The organism is Pannus brasiliensis CCIBt3594, assembly GCF_036688125.1.
In the GTDB taxonomy this organism is placed as follows: Bacteria; Cyanobacteriota; Cyanobacteriia; order Cyanobacteriales; family Microcystaceae; genus Pannus; species Pannus brasiliensis.
In genome coordinates, this window is the sequence record NZ_JBAFSM010000071.1 from 1 (window position 1) to 19518 (window position 19518).

The 19518-nt window shown below is 48.2% G+C and carries 18 protein-coding genes; 9 read left to right on the forward strand and 9 right to left on the reverse strand.

From position 1 onward, the window contains the following. The first annotated feature begins 118 nt into the window (after positions 1 to 118). The 3 genes from V0288_RS22895 (at position 119) to V0288_RS22905 (ending at position 1438) form a co-directional block, all read left to right on the forward strand. The gene (locus V0288_RS22895; RefSeq protein ID WP_332867505.1) at positions 119 to 712 is read left to right on the forward strand and encodes a ParA family protein; all 594 of its coding nucleotides are present in this window, start codon (positions 119 to 121) and stop codon (positions 710 to 712) included. Next, entirely contained in the window at positions 712 to 969 is a 258-nt protein-coding gene (locus V0288_RS22900; protein ID WP_332867506.1) for a hypothetical protein, read from the forward strand. Before V0288_RS22895 ends, V0288_RS22900 begins: the two co-directional genes overlap by 1 nt. A 157-nt stretch (positions 970 to 1126) precedes the next feature. Then, the gene (locus V0288_RS22905; RefSeq protein WP_332867507.1) at positions 1127 to 1438 is read left to right on the forward strand and encodes an HNH endonuclease; all 312 of its coding nucleotides are present in this window, start codon (positions 1127 to 1129) and stop codon (positions 1436 to 1438) included. Here V0288_RS22905 and V0288_RS22910 read toward each other — a convergent pair. Beyond that, complete coding sequence (locus V0288_RS22910; RefSeq protein ID WP_332867508.1) at positions 1412 to 1789, reverse strand: hypothetical protein; 378 nt, start codon at positions 1787 to 1789, stop codon at positions 1412 to 1414. The two genes, V0288_RS22905 and V0288_RS22910, sit on opposite strands and share 27 nt — an antisense overlap. A gap of 306 nt (positions 1790 to 2095) precedes the next feature. Here V0288_RS22910 and V0288_RS22915 point away from each other — a divergent pair, with 306 nt between their 5' ends. Beyond that, positions 2096 to 2611 (forward strand): GIY-YIG nuclease family protein, encoded by a 516-nt coding sequence (locus V0288_RS22915; protein ID WP_332867509.1) that lies wholly within the window; start codon positions 2096 to 2098, stop codon positions 2609 to 2611. Between the two features lie 21 nt (positions 2612 to 2632). Here the strand turns inward: V0288_RS22915 and V0288_RS22920 are convergent, their stop codons facing one another. The 7 genes from V0288_RS22920 to V0288_RS22950 all read right to left on the reverse strand — a co-directional run bounded on the left by V0288_RS22920 (position 2633) and on the right by V0288_RS22950 (position 14032). Further along, on the reverse strand, positions 2633 to 3349 hold the full coding sequence (locus V0288_RS22920) for an endonuclease domain-containing protein (RefSeq protein ID WP_332867510.1): 717 nt from the start codon (positions 3347 to 3349) through the stop codon (positions 2633 to 2635). 17 nt (positions 3350 to 3366) lie between these two features. Next, the gene (locus V0288_RS22925) at positions 3367 to 3957 is read right to left on the reverse strand and encodes a CAP domain-containing protein (protein ID WP_332867511.1); all 591 of its coding nucleotides are present in this window, start codon (positions 3955 to 3957) and stop codon (positions 3367 to 3369) included. A gap of 29 nt (positions 3958 to 3986) precedes the next feature. Then, complete coding sequence (locus tag V0288_RS22930; protein WP_332867512.1) at positions 3987 to 5591, reverse strand: DNA-directed RNA polymerase subunit omega; 1605 nt, start codon at positions 5589 to 5591, stop codon at positions 3987 to 3989. 194 nt (positions 5592 to 5785) lie between these two features. After that, complete coding sequence (locus V0288_RS22935; RefSeq protein ID WP_332867513.1) at positions 5786 to 8554, reverse strand: site-specific DNA-methyltransferase; 2769 nt, start codon at positions 8552 to 8554, stop codon at positions 5786 to 5788. Next, complete coding sequence (locus V0288_RS22940; protein WP_332867514.1) at positions 8547 to 9170, reverse strand: hypothetical protein; 624 nt, start codon at positions 9168 to 9170, stop codon at positions 8547 to 8549. Before V0288_RS22940 ends, V0288_RS22935 begins: the two co-directional genes overlap by 8 nt. Beyond that, entirely contained in the window at positions 9152 to 12253 is a 3102-nt protein-coding gene (locus tag V0288_RS22945) for a BPTD_3080 family restriction endonuclease (RefSeq protein WP_332867515.1), read from the reverse strand. The genes V0288_RS22940 and V0288_RS22945 overlap by 19 nt, the downstream gene beginning before the upstream one ends. 399 nt (positions 12254 to 12652) lie before the next feature. Continuing rightward, on the reverse strand, positions 12653 to 14032 hold the full coding sequence (locus tag V0288_RS22950; protein WP_332867516.1) for a YopA family protein: 1380 nt from the start codon (positions 14030 to 14032) through the stop codon (positions 12653 to 12655). A 1433-nt stretch (positions 14033 to 15465) separates the two neighbouring features. Between V0288_RS22950 and V0288_RS22955 the strand changes: the two genes are divergently transcribed. From V0288_RS22955 to V0288_RS22975, 5 genes are all read left to right on the forward strand, one after another. Further along, positions 15466 to 15711: a hypothetical protein gene (locus tag V0288_RS22955; protein ID WP_332867517.1), complete on the forward strand. Its 246-nt coding sequence runs from the start codon at positions 15466 to 15468 to the stop codon at positions 15709 to 15711. 63 nt (positions 15712 to 15774) lie between these two features. After that, positions 15775 to 16320 carry a hypothetical protein gene (locus tag V0288_RS22960; protein WP_332867518.1) on the forward strand — a complete coding sequence of 182 codons (546 nt, stop codon included), beginning with the start codon at positions 15775 to 15777 and terminating at the stop codon, positions 16318 to 16320. Between the two features lie 62 nt (positions 16321 to 16382). Then, a complete protein-coding gene (locus V0288_RS22965) occupies positions 16383 to 17150 on the forward strand; it encodes an ATP-binding protein (protein ID WP_332867519.1) in 768 nt (255 codons plus the stop codon). Further along, positions 17147 to 18175: a metal-dependent hydrolase gene (locus V0288_RS22970; RefSeq protein ID WP_332867520.1), complete on the forward strand. Its 1029-nt coding sequence runs from the start codon at positions 17147 to 17149 to the stop codon at positions 18173 to 18175. The genes V0288_RS22965 and V0288_RS22970 overlap by 4 nt, the downstream gene beginning before the upstream one ends. Further along, positions 18165 to 19250: an ATP-binding protein gene (locus V0288_RS22975; RefSeq protein ID WP_332867521.1), complete on the forward strand. Its 1086-nt coding sequence runs from the start codon at positions 18165 to 18167 to the stop codon at positions 19248 to 19250. The genes V0288_RS22970 and V0288_RS22975 overlap by 11 nt, the downstream gene beginning before the upstream one ends. 74 nt (positions 19251 to 19324) lie before the next feature. Here the strand turns inward: V0288_RS22975 and V0288_RS22980 are convergent. Beyond that, on the reverse strand, positions 19325 to 19518 hold a 194-nt coding region (locus V0288_RS22980), incomplete at its 5' end, for a hypothetical protein (RefSeq protein WP_332867522.1).

Sequence of the window (19518 nt, forward strand, 5' to 3'; positions counted from 1 at the left end):
ATCTGGTTTTAAAGAATTATGGCAATCTGGTTTTATGGCAATCCAGATTACCAGAGCGAATATTCTCGCCGTTCTGCTGATAAATTGGAAAAAACTCAAAAAATAACCAGAAAACCAGATGAAGATCATCACCGTGACCGGCTATAAAGGAGGGGTGGGAAAAAGTACCACCGCGATCCATCTGGCCGCCTATTTCAGTGATCGGGGAAAAACCGTTCTCGTGGACGGCGACCCGAACCGTACCGCGATCGGTTGGGCGGAACGGGGAACCTTACCGTTTACCGTCGCCGACGAGCGCCGGGCGATGAAAACGATCGGCGGTTCGGATTTCGTGATCATCGACACCCCGGCCCGGCCCCATTCCGACGACCTCAAAGAACTGGCGAAAGGGTGCGAACTCCTGATCCTGCCGACCGCCCCCGATGTTCTCAGCCTTCAACCCATGCTAGAGACGGCTAAGGATCTCGGATCGGCTAACTATCGCGCCCTGATCACGATCGTCCCGCCGCCCCCCAACAAGGAGGGGGAAACGTTACGGAAAGAACTGAGCGAGGGAGAGATCCCCGTTTTTAAAACCATGATCCGGCGGACGGTGGGCTATCAGAAGGCCGCCCTCGCCGGAGTCCCGATCCGCGATCTGAACGACGCGAAACTACGGGTCGCGTGGAACGATTACAAGGCTTTAGGTAACGAGATATTGGAGATACTGTAATGACGGGAAAATACGGCGATTTAATTAAGAAAGCCAGAGAACCAGAAAACCAGATTACCGGTATTCCAGAAAACCAGAAACCCGGTATTCCAGAAAATCAGATTATCCAGAGCGATTCGGATGTGAATCTTTCCGTTAAGGTTCCGAAATCCCTGCGCCAGCACTGGGCGGCCGAGGCGAAACGGCAGGGGACGACCATGACCGCGGTGATTGTCGAGGCGCTGATCGATCGATTCGGGAAACCAGATAACCAGTAAACCAGATAACCAGACGGATCGATCGAGTGAGATCGGCGAGTTCTCCCGTCGGGGTTTGCGGGCCTGATCGACCCAAGGCCGAACCCCCGCAAGAGACCGAGGGACAAAATCGAAGCGGTCGCGTAGGATAAGAAAGTAGTGATCGCCCCCTCCCGATATGCGTTTCCGCGGACGATACCCGAAAAATTGGAAAGCTCTGGCCACCGGCATCAAGGAAGCGGCGGGGTGGAAGTGTCAGAAGTGCGGTTTGCAGTGCTTGCGCCCCGACGAGGATGTAAGCGAGTTAGAAAAATCGGAGAGAACCGCGAGAACGTTAACGGTGCATCACTTCGATCGAGTACCCGAGAACAGCGACCCGGAAAACCTAATCGCGGTCTGCACCCCCTGCCATCTCGACTACCACCGCGGGGGATTGGGAAACGTCTCGCCGGGTCAACTCTCACTATTCGGTGCGATTGTAAATCGGTGAATCCTCGCGCCAATCGCAAGCCGGGCAGTGCCACGGCGCGCCGGTTGGCGGGTTGGTGCTGAAAACGTGCGAGCAGTTCGGACAGAGACCCGTGAAGAGGGGATGAGTTTCGATAATTTTTTCCTGTTCTTCTTTCGATGGTCGCCAGAGACGATCGGGGAGTAGGTTGTCACCGTACCAAAAGTGTCCCGCCGGCGACCAAGGCTTTTCTTCTTCTTCCTCATCGATCTCCGGATCGGGCCGGAAGTCCGGGCATTCGTCCCCCTCGACACCTTCGGGGTGGACGGCACAGACGTAGTAAAGCTGTTGGGAGAATAACAGACAGCGATCGCAGTCGGGGATCTTGCTCATGGGGACAAGGCGAACTCTATCTTTTAGTTTGCCCTACCGGACGCGCTCCGGGATGGCGATCGAGTTTTACAGTTCGATCGAGGTTAACCCCTAGCAAAATTTTGGGCGGGCGATCGATTGGCTAGGGAATAAGCCCGTACTACTCAAGTTAACCCCTAGCAAAATCCGGGGAGGGCGATCGAAAAAATCATCCCGAATTCCATCCCCTAGTAAAATGATGATCCCGATTTCAACGTCTCAACCGTGAACGAGCCGAGCTTATTCAAGCATGAAGAACCCTTCCGACCCACAGAGGAAGGCTTAAAGATGAGTAAGGATTTCCTGATCGCGTGGAAGTCCCGAATCGCCGACTATCAGAAAGGAGTGAGAGAGGGAAAGGGAGCGATCGAGCAGGCGAGCTTATTCGCTCTGCCGAAAACCACATGGCACACCGCGGACGAGATCGAGCCTTTCGCTCTCAAGAGATACCCGTCAGACTTTTATGACCTGCCCCCGCGTTGTTTCGAGTCTTTGGATGAGGGCGGTTGTATCTATTTCCAGATCGATCACGCGGCGGGAATCATCCTCTATATCGGTGAGACGAAGCTGAACGCCCGTCAGCGATGGGTGGGTAGGCACTATTGCAAAGATTACGTGTTGCACTATATCGAGCTTCACCGTCGCTACGATCTCGATGTGGCGATTAGCGCGTCTTTCTGGTATCACGTCCCGCCGGAAAAGAAAATCCTGCGGGAATGGGAGAGCGAACTTATTCACAAATGGCGATCGCCTTTTAATCGGGAGATGTGGGAGTTTTACGGGCAACCGTTTCAGAAAATTTGAGGACGGTGGAGACTCGATCGATCAGAACATATTTAAGAATTCCTCGATCACCGCGTCGGGGTTTTGGAAACATTCGGAAGCGGTGAAGCGCGCCGTGGGGATTCCCTCTCCCAGCAGTAGCCGATCGCGGATGTAGTCTCGATGAGCTTGATCGCTTTTCTCGTGATGTTTCCCGTCCACTTCCAAGCTGATGCACTTGCCCCGGTGAAAAACGAGAAAGTCTACCTCTAATCGTCCCGCTGTTAACCCGCTCGATCGAGACACGGGGGAACCTCGATCGCTCACCCGACCTCTCGCGTTGGCGAAGAATAAAACGCCCCGTTGATAGAGTGCGTCGGCGATCTTGACCTCTGCGGGCGATCGAAACATCATCCCGCCCCACTCGAAACCCTCGGTTTTCCCGTTGATCTTTTTGACCGTCGCCAGCGCGGAGGATTGAAGAGTTCGATCAATCTTCTCCTGCCAAGTGCGATCGAAGTACAGCCGCCACCAGTGTATTGTATTCGGCCCGTCACGCTGGTCGGCATAGGCTAGATGCAGGGTCGGTTCCATCTCACAGTAAAACCCCGGCCGCGTTCGGGGGGATAGCCATTCTTGGATTGTTTTCCTGGACACGTCCTTGGCTTTGGCTCGATCGAGGGCCAGTAAAAAATCGAGGAGTTGCGAGGTGTTCATCTCCCGGCTGAGGGGAAGTTTCCCGCCAGTGGGGACGATCGAATTGTCGGGGTCCGGTTGCATGGGTGAAGTCGCTTAAGTTACTGGAAATTCTGCACCGCGTACACTTTACCCGTGACCCGATCGATCGAGATCCCGTAGCCGAATTTGGTGTAACCGGGAGTCAGTAAATTCTTTCGATGACCCTCCGAATACATCCAACTTCGCTGGAATCTCTCGGCCAGTCCGTAGGATAAAACGACCCCCGGCCATCGATCCTGATAGACGATATTTTCCCCGATACCGCCGATTCCCCCGTTCGCCCGGTATCGATCGGTCGGACTCTGCCCGTCGGGATTGACGTGAGCGTAAAAGTTCCGGTTCACCATATCGTCCGCGTGTTTCTGAGCGGTATGGGCGATTAGCGGGTCTTCCCGGAGGGGAGGCAGACCGTTTAATTTCCGGTCGCGGTTGACGAGGAGTAACGCCTGTTGTCTCAGTTCGGAGAGCGTTCGGCCCGGGAAAGCGGAGACAGGATTAACCAACGGCGCGCCGATCCGCCAGTTCTTACCCCCGCCCCCGTTATTGAAGTAGAGTGAATCTTTCCCGTATTGGATGCAGACCAGAACGATCAGCAGTCCGTAGCCGAGATAGGGATTGATTCGCTTTTTCTTTTGGTGCGATCGTTTCATGTTTTTCGCCAATAATCGAGATCGATTAGCTATGTATAGGATTTATCAATATTGTCAAGAAACTTATCAACACTTTCGGAAATAGTTTTAAAATGTATTTGCTCTCTGCACCAATCATTTCTTTCAAGAATCGCTTTAAAAGAATTATTCAGCTGATGTCCAAGATTTATCGAAAAACTGTCTTTAATGTCTAACCAAAAAGCTGGCAAATGACCGATAGGTGCATATAAACTAAAATTTATATCGGAATATTCTATCCAACCAAAAGCACCATTAAAGTTACCCGCTTTTCCTCTCCACCCAATCGCTTCTCCAAAATTTCCGATATTATTTTTTGATGTCCAATATATCGATTTTTGAACGCTGAAGCCAAAATGATTATCACTATACTTTAACCACAACTTATCAACTGCCATTAAATCATCGCTAGATACTTTTGATAACGATTGATAATTGACACTTCCCTCATTTTGACCTATCAGCTTATATATAATATTTTTTGTCTCCTGATCTGCTTGTTTCCATTGTTGATTTGATAAATACTGACTTAATAACGTATAATCTATATAATCTGGGCGAAAATACTCTTCAATCTCTTCTTCAATGGCATAAATCATATCTCTTTCCGTGTGAATATCATCTAAATAATTTTGTGAATCTTCTGCTAAATTTCTAGTTCGGTTCTCGTAGTATAGGCAAGCGGTTTCTCCGATGGCGTAAATCATAAAAGCTTTAGCACCGGCACTAATACACATTGATTCTAGTTTTCCCATTTTAAGCCAAGCGATACCGGAATCAATAGCGTTTTCTCCCAATAAAGTAGCGGCAAACGCGAGAAGAATCTGTATTTCAACATTTGTGACGTTCAAGTTTAACGATTCCCAATTATAAATTATAGCTATTTGGTAAACCATCTCGGCCGCTAACTTGGCTAGAGACGGTAAACTAATGCCCATATATGTTTCAATAAGTGTGTCGATAAAAGGAATTCCTCTAACTACATCAACTCCAGCGGCTTGCAAAGATTTATGAACCATTAAGATATGTGCGATTTCAAATGGCGTGCGATCGCTCGATCTAGTAATTAATCTCTCGACGGAATTTTCAGCGGCTTCTAAATCAAGTTCACAGATAGCTTCATTAATCCAATTAATTAATTCCTCCCATAGTTCCAGATTAGATTTTTCTTTAAAAGAAAGTAATTGGGGATTTTTTCCGATCTCACCTTTAAATTGATTGAGTTGAATTTCTTTCGTGTTTAATGATTTATCTGGCTTTTGCTTGTTTGTTTTGGCAAGGGATAATTGAGTTGATGATTTAGGCTTATGTTGTACCGTCTGTTGTTGAATAGGTGTTTTTACGTTATTTTGTAAGGTGAATGTCTCTACATTGTCTTCTTGAAGATATAATGAATCATCTAATTCATCTGCCATCTCTATAATAGCGGCGATGACAGGTTTGTTTAATGGATCGCTAAGATAATGAGGATCTAGTCTATCAGATTCATGTTTTATTTGTCTCGCTCTTCGAGCGACCTTCATGACTAAGCTGTAGCGATTGTCACTTTGAGTTAGCAATTTATCGGAACAGTCGCAAACAAAAGATGAATCATATTCAAAGTGGTGATTTTCCATAATTAGATTCTCCTTCCTGTCTTACATTTAGAGTTTTTGAACGAAATCGAAAATTTTCAATTTTATAAATTTTCTGAGTAGGTGTCTTTCGATAGTTCTAAAGATTTAATCACGAACTCATAAACTTATTTCATCTCCACCGTCGCGCTGGCATCGCTACCGAACAAGTCTACTAGCCGGACGACGATCGAGCGTTACTTGACTTCATAAACCTTTAACACCTCGTCCCCGTAGTGATTAATGACTTTAACCGCTATTTTTCCCGTTTTGCCCTTTCCGATCGGCGGGTCGAACGGACGGCTAACGGTCGAGTAAAGTTGTTCCCAAGCGTCTTCATCGACTTCGGCCTTAAGAGTGCGTTTTAACTTCTCGTAAGGTCGATCCGCGCCCGTGAAATAGGCGTGACGCACGAAAAAGCTTTCCTCGTTATATTCCGTATCGATGAACCAACAGGCGATATCATCCGTGGAACTACTCCGGATCTCGCCGGTGGTGGGATCGTATATGTCTAGCCCCTTGAGTTCGACGGTTATCTTACCATCGGGTAAGCGATCGATCGCGATATCGGGTTCACCGAAAACCATGAACAGGTTGGCCGCCCCCGTTTTCTTCAGTAACTCGTCCCCTAATAAAAGGTCGGGGTTGATCTTGGTAACGAGTACCCGTAACTTACCGAGATTTTTCGACTCCTCGGTAACGTTGGGGTCGAAGGCGAAACCGCAGACGATCAGGAGGTCGTGACCCAATCCCCTCACCGCTTCTTTGGCCGCTTCCTTGATCTGTTCGGTTCCTACCGTTCCGTACTCCGGCCCGATCGATACGGCGACCCGTTTAACCGTACCGTCCGCCTCGCTATACTCTCCCGTCGCCTGTAGCCATGTCCCGGCGTAAGGTTCGAGGGAATCGAATTTGAGTCTTTCCCCTTTCTTGGTATTCTGTACCCCCGCTTTCTTGAGGTTTTCGATGATTCTCACCTCGAAGCGATCGGATGCCTGTTTGGTTCCTTCCCCTTCGGACGCGGGGCGCTCGTCGGTGGAGAGAACCCGGTGAGGGGATAGGCTTTCGACGGTAAACGGCCCGGTGACTCTCACCCGTTTTTTATCCTCGTAGGGCTGATCGTAGAGGGTTTCGTAATCGGCGTTACGGGCGATCGATTCGTCGATTTCCTTCTGGCGATCGAGCCTCGTGCGCCACCAGTTCTGATGTAGGTCTTTCGCCTCCTGTGGCCATTTCTGTCCTTCTTCTCTGGGAATTTCCCACTCTTCCCATTTTTGCTTTAGAAGTCGATTTAACTCGGTTCGGATGGGTTCTAGCTTCTCCTGCCATTTAGCGTGAATGGTGTCGATTTCTTGGTTATTAGCGATCGACTTGAGGGTAATATGGGGAACTCGTTTATAGACGAAGCCTTTTCGGATGTCTCCGTTTGTTTGAGGGTTAACGGGGGAGGCTTGCCCTTTTAATTCCGCTTCTTTGATGATGCCTTCCTCGGAATCGGCTAGGTAATAGTAATCGAATTTAGCCGCCATGAGGCGAGTTCGGGCTAAAGCTAGAGCGACCCGGCTGGTATCGATCGTGATCCAGCGTCTTCCTAATTGTTCGGCGACGTAGGCAGTGGTCGCGCTTCCCATTGTGGGATCGAGAACAAGATCGCCGGGGTCAGTGGCCATGAGGATACAGCGTTGAATTACCTTAATTCCAGTTTGAACAACATAGATTTTAGGATCTGTAAAACTACCTGTTCCCGTATCTCGCCATATATTATCAACTGGATAAACAGGAAAATCGTCTAGGCAACGAATATAACCTAAAGTCTTACCTGTTATAGCTATTCTATTAGCATAAGCCAATTTAATAAGTCCTGTAGTCGTTGTTTTCCAATGAAGACCTGATGCGGGCAACCATTCTTTTCCTTCATAGTGAAAGATTTGTTTATCAAAAGAAGATACTGGAGCGCCTTGTGAGGTTAGCTGATCTAACCTCACAAGGCGCTCCGCGCCAAAATTTTTATTTTTTAAATTTGAAATTTTTGAAGCAGGTCTATAAATGGAAAATACATTATCAGATGCTGTTTCTTTTTCTTTATATAACTGGCGATATTTTAATTGAGAAGCTTTCTTAGAATACCATAAAATTTGATCATAAACTGATGACAAATAAATTCCCGAAAATCCAGTTGTTTTTGTAAAGACAATTTGATTGACAAAATTTTCACTTCCAAAAATCTCATCCATTAAGCATCGAACTAAATGAACATTCTCATCTCCAATTTGGACAAAAATACTACCAGATTCAGCTAATAATTCTCTCGCTACTACTAAACGATCGCGTAAGTAAGCCAAATAAGAATGTATTCCCAATTCCCATGTATCCCGAAACGCCTTAACCTGTTCGGGTTGACGTGTGGCCTCCTCTGCCTTACCATCTTTCACCTCGCGCTTACGAGTTGAAACTTGCCAATTAGAGCCGAATTTAATACCGTAAGGAGGATCGAAATAGATACACTGTACTTTTCCTTTTAATCCTTCCTTCTCCCCTAGGGAGTTCATCACTAATAGAGAATCCCCCAGTATCATGCGGTTAGCCCAATTGACCTCGTGACGGTAAAAATCAACTTCCTGATCGAAGTTCAGAGCGCTGAAATCACCGAATAGATTGAGTTGTTGCTCTTTGCTCTCCTTCCTGACTTGGCTACGGAACCCCTCGATAATGGCGTGAGGATGGATCTTTTCTTGAATGTAAATAGGAACCGCAGGAACCTCTAGATCTTTGCTGTCCTGTTCGTCCTTTCCTTTCCAAACCAGTTGAGGATCGAGAGACGGGTCACGAGGATAAACTATCGTTTTCGGTGTCCTATCCTCTTCCTGCATAAAATCCCTAAGTTCCTCCGTAGGAATATTAGCACGTTTGTCTTGATGTTTGACGCTATCGATTTGAGTTGATTTAGCGGATTCTCGTTTAGGCATTCTCTTCACTCCAGGGATTGATAATTGTTGGATTTAACGAAATTACTTTTTTCTTTACACCATAATCAATTTCTAATTTTATTTTCATAGAATCATTCATGATAAAATCTCCAGATACAACCAGAGAAACTGATTTTCTGGTATTTTTTTCTATTTTTAAATCTTTCAGATTTTCTAACTTTACTCGTGTGTAATTATTGTTTTCCGATGGATTAGCATATCTGTAAATAAAAACATGGACTCCTTCTCGATTGCTCCCCCACTTTTTGTATTGTTCAGTAAAAAGTTCGGCAAGACCTTGAAAAGTAAAATCTTTCGAGTAACCATTCCGAATAATCAAGCTGTTTGATGAGGATGACTCTATACTTGGATAAATAAATTTAACCGTTTTAATATAAATATCTTTACTAACGCCTACTAAGCAAAGATCGACTTTTAAAACGGTCAATTTTTGCTCGTCAGATATACATTCACATCTATCTACCTCTACTTTTAAATTACCAGTTCTTACCTCATCTCTATAAATTTCATATACGAATCTTCCCAATAGAACCCAACCACTAAAGCTACCTCCATAAAGAAATAAATTACTAAAATCTATTTTTGGTAAGTCCATATTCCCCCTCCGACTTGATCGAATTTTCCCGAAGCGATCGCCCCCTTGAGCGTATTCTCGGCATCCCAAGGATCGGTGATGTTAATCAACTCCCACCGTCCGAAATTGCCGTGACCGTTGATAGCGGGAAGCCACAGATTTCGAGCGGTGCTAATCTTAGCGGCCTTGTCCGCTCTTTCCTCTCCTGATACCTCGACGATCAGGTTCAATAGATCCTCCTGGCCATCGTTCACCCTGACGATAAAATCGGGTTGATAATTTCTTTGTTGACCTCCGTAAGTATAGGGAATAAAAAAGCCTAATCCCTGATTTTTCACATAATACGCCACCTCATCTATACTTTCTAAAACTTCCGCCATTTTCTGCTCCCAACTGTTCGTATCGGCGACAACGTGAGAGACGTGGCATTTGTCGGGATCGGTAACGTAAACGGGACGGGAGGTGTCGAAATCGACCCCGCGCGTCGAACCGATCGCCTCGTAGGGACGGAGGATCGGCTTGATTCTCTTGATCGGTTCCCCCGCCGCGATCGCCTGATAGATACAATCCGCCGCGTCGTGGGCGAACTCGCACAGTAACAACATCTGGGGGTAAGTCTTCGCCTTGTAGCTGACGGCAACTCTCAGCCATTCCTTCGCGATCGACAGCACCCGCGGGAATAACCAAGCCTGCACGTCCGCGTCGAACTTGTGAACCTCCTCCCGCTCCGTCTTTTTCGTTCCATCGTCCCGAAAATACTTTTCTAAAGTCAGTTTCGCCAATAAAAAAGCGACCTCCTGTTCCCGCCTCGATCGAAGCTCGTCGAGAGTATGGATACTCGACTCCCCGACGATCGGCGCGTTGATCGTTTCTGTCGGTAGATTCTCGGTGGAGACGGTATAGCGACAGCCCGGATTATTAAAATCCGCCTTCAGTTCGGTTCGCCCGATCTCGTAACGGTAGCCCAATAACCGGGGGAAAGTGATCGCGAGATGTTCGCGTTCGGGTAAAGCCCGCACGCGCGTGGGGAGAGGCCCGGCTTTGGGTGTCTTTTGAGAGCCGGCGCAGGGGATAAACGCGAAAGGAACCCCGTACACTTCCGCGTACTCCGGCTCGTAACAATCGATCCGGACATCTTTCGAGTTGATCGCGATCTCTCTCTCCTCGTGAGCGTAGGAAATACGCCGTAACGCTCGTCCTACCACCTGTTCGCAAAGTAATTGCGTTCCGAACGCTCTCACTCCCAGAATATGAGTCACCGTACCGCAATCCCACCCCTCGGTCAGCATGGAGACAGACACGACACAGCGGACGTGTTCGCCCAATTTCCCCGCCTTACCGACCGTATTCATTACCTCCCTCAGCAATTCCTCATCGGCGATCGATTCGGGGTCGCGTCCGGGAAAACGCTCGCGGATCTCCCCCTTAAACTCCTCGATCTGATTTTTCGCCAGTTTCTTAAACTCGTCCGTCATCGCGCCGCCCGATTCCAACTGCTCGCTATCGATCAGGATCGTATTGGGGCGGGACGACCAGCGATCGCCCTCCACGTTACTGAAAAGAGCCAATTTCCCCGGCGCGAGGACGGGACGACCATCGGGGTATTTCTTTGCCGTGTCCCATCCCGCGATATAGTCATAGACCATCTTGGAAACGCTGGTATTATTACAGACCACGATAAACACGGGAGGCGTTAACCCTTTCGTTGCCGATTCCTCGTTATTTTGCCACTTTTGAAAAGATTTCTCGTAATTACTATAAAGACTCTGTAACGCCCCCTCCAATTCCTTCGGTAGTTTCGGCTCCGGGGTCGTCGGGACATTATCTTTAGAACCCCTGCCTTTCTTGGGTAGGTGGTCGCGGATCAACGCCCAGATATTGCGATAGGTGGGAAGTTCCCCCTTCATCGAATCATCCGCGACGGGAACGCGGGGAATCTTGACGATACCCGACTCGATCGCGTCGATCAGGGAGAAATCGGAAACAACCCACGGGAATAACGTTCCCTCGCGGTAGCCACTGCCCTTGAGATAGAAAGGGGTAGCCGAGAGATCGTAAACCGCTCGAATGCCGATTTTCTGTTGGATCGCCTCCAGCCCCGAGATCCAAACTTTCGCCTCGCGTTCGTTTTTTTGCGCTTCCGCCCGATCGTCACCGCTATATTTTTCCTCATCCCCGTCCGGCTTGCGACGGTAACAGTGGTGAGCCTCGTCGTTAATGGCGATAATATTTTTCTTGTTTCCCAATTCCCGACAGACCCGCCGCACCATCTGCTCCGGGGTTTCCGTGAAAGGACTCACCTCCTTCCCCTGAACGAGAATACTTTTCGTTAGCGAGGCCGCCGCAGTGTGTTCCCGTAGTAAAAAAGCGTGATAATTGGTGATCACGATCTTCGCCTTCTCCAAATCCCCGCGGAGATCGGAAGGCACGAGATCTAACTTTCTATAATAGTTCTCGGAATCGTTCGGCATGAGAACCCGCAGGCGATCGCGGATAGTAATGCCGGGAGTGACGATCAGGAAAGCGTCGCTAAATTCCCGGCGTTGGGGATTCGCTACTTTGTTGAGGGTGTGATAGGCGATCAGCATCGACATGACAACGGTTTTCCCGCTACCCGTCGCCATCTTTAAAGCCATTCGGAATAATAAAGGGTTCGCCTCGTCCTTAAATTGATTCAACCGATTCCGAATATAGGTATCTCCCGATTTATCGGCTATCTCGGTGATATAGATGACCGTCTCCAAAGCCTCGCGCTGGCAGAAAAATAGCTGTCTCTCCCGATCGGGATTATTCCAGTGTTCGAGCAGACGACGGGTAACGGGAGTGACGTTAACCGCCCCGCGATAACCCCCCTTACGCCAGATCGCCACCCTCCCGCGGACATCGTTGATAAACGCGTTTTCCTCGATGCGATCGTTAGTCCACAGGGGAATCTCTAACTGTTGACTCTTCTTTTTCGGTCGGGCGATCGGGATAAAATAATGACTTTTTCGCCTTTCCTCGACGATTTCACCCGTAATCCCCTCGTCGTCAAACCGAAAATGCCGTTTCGGTTCCTCAAACGCCGAGTTAATAATAGGGTTCTCGATAATGACTTGCTTCATCGGGCGATCGCTCTCCAGTCCTATTCGCGTAACGGCAAAGATTTAACCGATCCCTACCGGTGAGAAAAGTGAACCTACCTCTAGCTTGCCCGAATCGATCGACAAAATCACCGGACTCACCCTAAAACGAAACAAAACCGATCGCTAGTTTACAAAGGGCGGTCATAAACCTTAATCATCTCGCCCACCACCGGCGCGGATCGGAACAACTCTCGCTACTGTAATGTTTGAGGATCGCGTTCGCCTTCGGCCTGTCCTTGGCAATTGCGAACGCGGCCGGGAATCTCTGTCGTAGGCCGGGACGAACCCTATCTTTAGCTTGCCGTGATTCGGTTCGATCGCTCCCGAGAAACCCCTATCCCCTAGCAACGATCGACGAGACGGCGGAAACCCGATCTCCTACTCGGCCTCTTCATCATCATCCTGAAAATTGTCGTTTTCCTCGAAAGGATATTCAAATAATTTAAGCAAACATTGTTGTAAATAGTAGTGTCCGACTTGAAAAACTTCAGACATGATCGTTTCTGTCAGGATTACTCTATTATCTTTCTGATTGACTTTTGGATGAACGATTAAATTTCTAATTTGTCCGATTAAATTAATACTATCTAACCAAGTCGATATCCAACCATGTTTTTTAGCTAACTTTATAGCTTCCCATTCTTCGCTCATGGGAAGTAATTCAATTTGAAGAGATTTGATAAGTAATCTGATTTTATCGTCAACGGTTAATTTTTGGAAACTGCCAGGACTAATAAAATTATTTCCGCTTAAATATATCCACGATAAATTCTCTAAAGCGGACTGAATCAAAATAATAGAAGTATTGTATCCATTCTGGTGCGTAAAGCTTTCTATATACCATTGAATGGAATTTTTGATAACTTCTCGCCACGTTTGATCTTGCCATTTTTTCATAAATCCGGGAAAGGTATCAATAATTTCCGTACTGTCAATGTAGCACCAAGAATAGTTACCGGATAACCATGAACTGGCTTTAATCGTTGGGATTCGCCACTCTTCTAATATTTGATTGCCTTCGCTATCGTAGCCCTTAACAAAAAGAGGGGCTACCCAAAATCCTCTAACAAATGAAAGATAATAAATAAAAGCTTCAATAATCTCGTAAGCTTCGTTTAAATTAAATTTGCGATTATCTAATCGTTTCATCATACAAATATGATTGACTCCATAACCTCCCTGCGCGTCAAGCTTTTCTTCAAGCTCGAACCCACCCTCTAAGGCACTTAAATAAATACGCCAATTTTGGTACGTGAAAATAAATTGTCCATCAAAGCAACCAATTGATAGCCACGATTCTAATCGATTGCTATTCTCATTTTTATCGATTTCTGCTTCCATGTTTTCATAATCATCATCATTCACAAAAACATCGAACCAATAAAAATTAGGGATATAAAAAGTAAGCGAGGATAAATTTTCAACCTCACCGCGTCTTAGAGGTTCCGCTAAATAACCAAAAAATTCATTTTTGCCAGTTCCGTAATAAGTCGCACCAGAAAAATGAACCTTGATGCGAGTTTGAGGGAATAATTCGGTAAGTTTTAAATCTACCTTTCCCAATTCTGTCCGATCTTCACCATGATAAATAAATTTAACGGTTATGGTTGGATGAGGATACCAAGAAATTTGAATATAACTTTTACCCTCAATCACTTGATCTCCATTGATTAATTCACTGAAACCTCGATATAAAATAATTACCTGATTGGGGGATTGGTGTTGGATTATTTTAGGATTCGGTTGCCAGATAGTCATAGGTGTTACAGCCTTTCTCGTAAAGGTGAAGTACATACCAACCCTTACCACTCAAAGATCCCAGCCGCGAGAACGTACCTCAGTTATCCGAGAAACGAGCGGAGAGCGCGAAGCTCGATCTTTTGTGTGCATTTTAAGGGTGAACGGATACAATTGTACTTCGGACGGAGCCATGAAAGAGAAATTAAAAAGTATTTTTAGAAAAAATCCGCAACATTTAACATTTTTTCACGAAAATACACTGAAAAAAAGCGGAAACACCAAGGGAGGGGAATTGTAGAGTCTAAGCGAACCGGGGAAGGCGATCACCGACGAGGGGAAACTCGCGAGGGCTGCGATCGACCCGAAAGCCGACCGGCGGAAACGTCTCATCGGGACAACTCTCGCCCGAAACGATGTTCGAGGATCGGTTTTCGGAACGCGTGTAACGAGAAGGCTCTCTTGGGGGTATGGCAACAAGCTCATCCTCTCTAAGAAAGGGCGTAGGCTATACGTTCCTACTCTCAACACATCGAACAATGTAGAAGCGCGAGTCTCGCACCTAAATGTAACATAGAAAACATTTTTCACCAGATGCCCAAGAGATCCAACGAGAAGACTGTTAGGGGTAAACAGATCATTATATCGGATCAGTCAATAGGTACAAGCGATCTATCGTATCGACCCCGCAGATTTTTGAAGCTATCTTTTTCAAGGCTCCTCGATAATAAACGATTGTAACCGCTGAGTCCCTTTACAATTAGAAATATCTAGAAAAAAAAGTTTAAAAAATATTCTTGACAAGTCAGGATTAGTAGTTGTAAATTGTAAGAGTTAAGAGAATAGAAAATATAGGTGAAACTGAAAAACCGAGGACTATCTTCAACATAGTCCCCAGTCTGGAGTTCGCTTATATTTATTTGCGATGTAGGATCGCTAAGATCAAGTAGCAAACCCCGATCGTACTATAAATGACAAAGTACGTGTTCATCGGTTTCTCTGTATATCTCTAGGTTCGTCACAACCTAGAGGGCTTTCCATTTTAGAGTACCAAGTTTTTTTTTGACAGTCAAGATGGTTTAATAAGTTTCCCTGTTCTACGATCGAATGAAGGGGACTTTATCGTTGGCGGAAACTATTACGCTGGTAGTACGGGCGCGATCGACCCAAAAGCCGACCGCTCGCGGGGTGCGACCGTCCTACAATAAAGATCTGTTTTGATTTGTACCCCTTCCCGCGCTTCAAACCGGGGAGGGTTTTTACTCGCGGGCAAATTCATCTCGCCGCTATCTTAGCCAAGTTTTCCTGTCGATGATGTAAATCACAGTTACTCCGTGAAATCAATCACGAACGAAACTCGATTTAATATTTCTTAAACTGGAATTCCGTATTTTCACGGTATACAGCTTGAAAAAGTGACTTGTAGAAATTCCAGTGTCGGTAAGGTACGAGCGATGGAATTTAACAGGAACTACTACCCGAGCCACCGGAAAGGAGAGGAAACGCGAGCGGAAATTCTAGCGGCGATCGCCCAGAATACCCACCTATCCATCCCGGAGATTTCCACCAAGGTTAATCGGTGTACCCGGCAAGTCCGGCGACACCTCGATCGATTACGGTGGGAAAACAAGATCGAGGCGGTCGGAAAGCGATACACTCTCGCGACTTTACCGGCGGAAAACCAGATGGAAAAAGCCTAAACATTTTTTCCCGAGCCGCCCTATAGGGCAAATCCCACAACTTTCGATTCGAGGGAAATTCTCATGGAACCGGAAACTACCAAAGAACTCATCAGCGCGAATTCCGAAGAGCTAATCGAGAAAATGAAACAGCGCTGGAATATCGGGCAATCGACCGTGTACGAGAGAATGAAATCTCTCGGCGTAAAAAAGGCGAAAGAGAACGGAGAAACCTTTATTTATTCCGACGATCTCCAACGCCTAGACGATTATAACGAGTGGCTCGCGGCCGGAAATCCCGCGGCAACTTTCCCCGGTTTCGAGGGAGCGGGCGCGCTGGTGCAACAGGAAGAACAGACACTCGATCGGGCCACGATCGAACTCGACCCGATCGAGGTGGAACCCGGTCAGGGATTCCGGCAGATCGTCCGCACGGCGAAGGAGAAAGCGGCGGGGACGCTCATCGCGCAGAATCTTTTAACGATGCAATTTTTACAGGACCCGGAATCGCTAGATCCCGACCTTCTAGAGCAGGTGCGGAGATCCGAGGAGGCGATCGCCCCAAAGTCCATCGATCCGCGACAATTCGCCAACAGCCTGATCCGGAAATACTCGACGACGGCGGCCTAGAATATCCCCTAGCAAACCAGCGGGTATATCGACGGGCGGAACTCGATCGCCTCGTCGCGTCGTTGAAAGCCAGGGGACAGCTTTTAATCTGTAGCGGCGAGGGAATGGGAAAAACCTTTCTTTGTCAACAGGTTTATAACTGCCTGATGTCGGAGGGATTTACTATCGCGTTTATCGAGCCGGCATCGCCCAAGCAAATGCTAATGGAAATAGCGGACGCGCTCGGGATACCGACGAAAAATCTGGAAGGTCGCGCCATTAGCGCCGATGGTTTGAAAGCGGCGATCGCTCAATTTTTAGCCACGAATCCCGCCTTTCTAATCTTCGATGACGCGCACTTGCTGGAGGCGAAATTCAGACAGTGGTTAAAGTCGCTAAAAAAGTTGGAAACCCCGCTATTACTCGCCGCTACCAATCCCCCGAGAACGGATATTTTTATTAATGTCCCGCGGATCGAGCTTCAGCCGCTACCCGACCACGCGATCCGGGAATTAATGGAAACCGCGGCGATAGAAAAGGGAATTAGTTTAAGGCCGTCCGAATTCTCCAGATTGCAGGAGCGCGTCGGGGGAAACCCGATGCTCGCCTGCCGGATTATCGAGGAGGAATATTTAGGGTTAGAGAGCGAGGCGGGAGACCATACCCGCTATTTCGACATCACGCCTCTAATCTGTCTGGTCGGGATATTTTTCATCACCCTACGATTTATCGGTTTGGGTACGAACGACCAAGCCCTCTACATTTTCGGGGGCATCGCGAGCGCGATTTTCATCGGTTTTACCCTCGCGATCCGATCGCTCCCGAAAGAAAGCCGGAGGATAACTTCATGATGACCGTCACTCACTTGATAACCGGATCTTTAGGAACGGCGCTGATATTGCAAAGCGCGGAACCGGCCGTTTTACTCGTCGGGGCGATCGCCGCGCTCTTTCCCGATATCGATATCTCTACCTCCCCGATCGGGCGGATATTCCCACCCGTCAGCCACTTTCTCGAAAAGCGGTTCCCCCACCGCTCGGCCACTCATAGCCTACTAGCGTCGGGATTGCTAGGGGTTATCAGTTACGCGATCTGCTGGAAATTCTCGGTCGGTTGGGAATACGTTCACGCGCTAAACATCGGTTATTTTTTCGGATGGTTTCTCGACTGCTTCACGAAATCCGGGGTCGAGGCGTTTTACCCGGTATCCGTGCGGTGCGTCTGCCCCGGCAATCGGAATCTTCGGTTCAGCACGGCATCACCACAGGAATACTGGTTAATCGCCATCCTCGCCGCGATCGCTATCTGGGTTTTCCAGATCAATTCGGAGGGGGGATTAATGAGCGCGTTTAACCGAGCGATCGCCGCCCCGAGCGGGGTCGAGGAACTTTATAACCAGAAAGGCGGGACGAACCTGATCGTCGCCAACGTTGACGGGGTTTTCGCCATCGATCGAACCCCCGTTAAAGGCGATTTCCCGATCGTCGCCACCGACGGACAGGGATTCATTTTGCTAGGGGTTAACGGGGAGATCTACAAGGTAGGTAACGACCCGGACAGTAATATCATTCCCCATCGGATTACCGCGAAAGTCGAGGGAACGGCGGTGATTCAAGTAGAAAACGTGAATTTTATCGATGAAGATTTGACAAAATTATCTAAATATCGTGATAAACAAGCGTATTTATCGGGGTCGGTATCGATCGACGACCCGGAATCGGCCATCGCGCCCCAACACCCGCGGGAGTGGAAGGCGATCGAGATTTCCGGATCGACGGCGACGCTCAACAACGCCCCGATCGGTCAGGTTGCCAGCGTTTTGGGCGACCAGTATCTATCCGGTTCCGTAAGCGTGAGGTCTATCTATGTTCGGTAAAAGCAGACCGCTCCCGGCCTCGCGAATGACGGCCGCCCCGAAACCGGCGATCGATCGATCGAGACCGGGGGGGATTTTGCTAGGGGATAACCACTACTGGAACCCGGAGACGCTGGCCAACCCCCACGGGGCGATCGTCGGCGCGAGCGGTTCCGGTAAAACGCAGACCCTGAAAGCGATCGCCCTCGACGCGAGCAGAGTCTACAACTGTAAGCTAATCATCATCGACTTTCACGGCGATCAATATCTGCCGGGGGAAACGCGATACGAGCTTCACGCCAGTTCGGATCACGGGATCAATCCCCTGACGATCGACCTCTCGACAACCGGGGGCGGCCCGAAGCTACAGGCGATCGCGGTAGCGGACAGCTTCACCCGATCGCTCAGGCTCGGGCCGAATCAGAACGGCCTGATGATCGATCTATTAATCGAGTGCTATCGGGGGGAGGGGATCGAGGACGACCCGGCCACCTGGACGCGAGAACCCCCCACCCTCGCGAATCTCGAAGAACTTTTAAAAAAGAGAATCACGACGGGATGTAAGGAATCCCCGAAACTGTCGCTTAAACTACGGGCAACCTTTGAATACGGCATATTTTCACGAAATCAGCCCGATATATTCTCTCCAGATATCGTGAGAATCGATCTATCCGAACTCTCGAAAGTGCCGGGACTACAGGCGATCGCCGCCGAAACCGTCTGCAAACAGGCGATCGATCGCCACCGTTTGCTAGGGGAATCGAACAGTAAAATCCCTAGCAGAATCATCTTTATCGACGAGTGCAAGGAGTTAAAAGGCCAGAGAACGCCCGATCGCATCGTGGCGGACGGGAGAAAATACGGCTTGGGGCTATGGATAGCCTCACAACGAACAGAACACCTGTCCGCCGAAATTCTATCGAACACTCAAACGAAAATCGTTCTTCCCGTTGATGCTATTGACGTGGCGGCAACGGCGAAGAAATTCCGATTTCACGATCTCCAGATCGCCAATCTGGAGACCTTAAACGCGCTGGTTCGCACCGGATCGGAAGCTTTTAAAGTAAAGATCGAGCCATACTATAAACGTTTATAGTCTCCCCATCTCCCCATCTCAAGCGGTAATCGATTTTGTACATTATCGGTCTCCTGACTCCTGCCTCCTGATTCCTAACTCCTGACTCCTGACTCCTGATTCCTAACTCCTGACTCCTGATTCCTGACTCCTGACTCCTGATTCCTAACTCCTGACTCCTGATTCCTAACCCCTGACTCCTGATTCCTAACCCCTGACTCCTGATTCCTAACCCCTGACTCCTGATTCCTAACTCCCATGTACCGATCGATCCTCATCGCCCTCCTAC